Raw genomic sequence first — 2,612 nt, forward strand, 5'->3', positions numbered from 1 at the left:
CGGCCGCCCGGTGTGGTCGGGTGAGCGGGAGGGGGCACGGCGGGCCCGCCGTGCGCCGTCCGGAGGGCCGGGTCAGACGATCCGGGACAGGTACCCGTTGTCGACCAGCCAGAGCACGTTCAGCTTGGCCGGGCCGCCGGGCACCAGGGCCGCGTCGAGCTGGTACTGCAGGCCCCAGCCGGGCTGGCCGAACCACGGGGCGATCGGGCCGGCGTGCACCTTGAAGGGCTTGACCACCTTGTAGTCGTGGTAGTTGCAGCCCGCCGGCGGGGTGCCGTCGAGGCTCTGCGGCGGGATGGAACGGGTGGAGTAGGGCAGCCCCTCGGGGGCGAGGAAGGCGCCGTACTCGCTGCCGTAGCGGTCGATGTTCTGGTTCGGGTAGAGCGTGAGATCGAACTCGACCGGGGTGCCGTCGGGCAGGGTGACGTAGCCGTCGGACGGCGGGTAGATCCAGCCGCCGGCGCCGTTGTTGCCGGCCGGGTCGTAGTAGGTGGTGAGGAACTGCTGCTCGCTCAGGGAGCCGGTGCGCTGGTAGCCGACGAGTTCCCGGCCGACCCGGCCGGTGGTGGGCAGGTCGGCGGGGCCGAGCCGCTTGTCACCCTGGTAGAAGTCGGCGGAGCACTCGTCGGGGGGCGTGGCGGCCCGGGCGGAGGTGCCCGCGGTGGAGGTGTCGGCCGCGGTGGAGGCGCCCGCGGTGGCGGTGTCGGCCGCGGCGGCCGGGATGCTCGGGGCGATCAGGGCGGCGGCTGCGGCGAGTGGCGCGACGAGCAGGCGAAGGCGAAGGCGCACGGTGTCTCCGTCGTGAGGGGGGGTCGCACGGAGGGGGCGTCCTGCTCACCCTCCGTGTCCGTTTCGACACCAGGCAAGCGGATCAGCTGATCATCCGTCAACACGACTAGGCCGAAGACGCACCGAATTCCCCGGTTCCGGCCAACCCCGGGACGCCGGACCGGTTCACCCGAAAGACTGAGCGGTCCGGCACCGGCCCCGGCGCGCCGCGCAACCGCCCGTCAGCGCCCCGGCGCGACCCGCCCGATCAGGTGGAGCAGCCGGTCGAGGGCATCGTTGGAGTTGGGCTCGGTGAGGTTGACCATGAGCCGGAACGCCACCTTCAGCAGCGCCGGGTGGCCGAGCCCGGCGGCGCCGGCCGCGCCGAGCAGCCTGGGCCGGCCGAGCAGGTCGGCGGCGAGGCGGCCGAGCGCGAAGTAGCCGGCGTAGGCGGAGCGCAGCGCCTGCGGGTAGGCGCGCAGGGCCAGTTCGCGGCCGCGGTCGGTGCGCCGGGCGAGGGCCTGGACGATGGTCTCGGCGGCGTAGCGGCCGGATTCCATCGCGTAGGCGATGCCTTCGCCGGTACCGGGGCTGACCGTGCCGCCGGCGTCACCGATGAGCAACAAGCCGTCGGCGTAGTGGGGTTGGCGGTTGAGGCCCATCGGGAGGGCGGAGCCGCGGACGGGCTCGGTGACGGCGTCGGGGGTGTAGCCGTACGCGGGCGGCAGGCTGTCGCACCAGCGGCGGAGCAGGTCGCGCCAGTCGAGGTCGACGTGGGCGGTGTCGAGGACGCCGAGGCCGACGTTGGCGGTGCCGTCGCCCATGCCGAACACCCAGGCGTAGCCGGGCAGCAGACGGCGGGCGGGGTCGCCCGGGTCGCGCAGGTCGAGCCAGGCCTCCAGGTAGCGGTCCTGGTGGCGGGGGGTGGTGAAGTAGGTGCGGTAGGCGACGCCCATGGCGCGGTCGGTGCGGCGGTAGCGCTTCATCGCGACGGAGAGGCGGGTGGAGTTGCCGTCGGCGGCGACCACGACCGGCGCCTGGTAGCTGACGGGCCGGCGTTCGTCGCCGAGCTTCGCGGTGACGCCGGTGATCCGGCCGCTCCGCTCGTCCACCAACGGGCCTGCCACGTTGGCCCGTTCGATCAGCCGGGCGCCGGCCGAGGCGGCCCGGCGGGCGAGCAGTTCGTCGAAGTCGGCACGCCGGCGGACGAGTCCGTGGCCGGGGTAGGCGGACAGCTCGGGCCAGTCGAACTCCAGCGCGCGCCGGCCGGAGACCAGCCGCAGCCCCTGGTTGTGCAGCCAGCCGGCCTGCTCGGAGACGTCGATGCCGAGGTCGGTCAACTGCTTGACGGCGCGCGGGGTGAGGCCGTCGCCGCAGACCTTCTCGCGCGGGAACGCGGACTTCTCCAGCAGCAGGACGTCCAGGCCGGTGCGGGCGAGGTGGTAGGCGGCGGTGGAGCCGGCCGGGCCGGCGCCGACCACGATGACGTCGGCGTCCTCCTCGGTCCGGGCGGGCCGGGGGGCCCGGCCGCCGTCTGCGGGCACCTGCTGCTCTGGGCCGGGCATCACGCACTCCCACGGGGTCGGATCGGCTGCGGGCCCGACGGGGCCGCAGGGGGCCCCGGACGGACTCGGACAGGGCCATTCGGACAGGTTCGTTCGGACGGGGCCATTCGGACGCGGCCGGACTCGGCGGTCCGAGACGGACGATAGAGAACCACGGCACCCGCCCGCCGCCCCGACACGCGGGCCCGGCCCCCGGACCGGGGAAAAACGGCCCCCCGGGGGGGGGGGCCGGGCCCCCCCCGGGGGGGGGCCGCCCGTGGACACCCCCCCCCAAAACGC

The 2,612-nt window shown here is 75.0% G+C and carries 2 protein-coding genes; both read right to left on the minus strand.

Annotation, left to right across the window (positions count from 1 at the left end; genetic code table 11):
- Positions 1-72 precede the first annotated feature (72 nt).
- Complete coding sequence (locus tag ACFV61_RS24025) at positions 73-789, minus strand: TNT domain-containing protein (RefSeq protein ID WP_380493795.1); 717 nt, start codon at positions 787-789, stop codon at positions 73-75.
- Positions 790-1,010: 221 nt separating this feature from the next.
- Positions 1,011-2,333, minus strand: a complete 1,323-nt coding sequence (locus ACFV61_RS24030; protein ID WP_380493797.1) for a geranylgeranyl reductase family protein — start codon at positions 2,331-2,333, stop codon at positions 1,011-1,013.
- Positions 2,334-2,612: the final 279 nt, after the last annotated feature.

Source organism: Kitasatospora sp. NPDC059817 (genome assembly GCF_042731835.1).
Lineage (GTDB): Bacteria > Actinomycetota > Actinomycetes > Streptomycetales > Streptomycetaceae > Kitasatospora.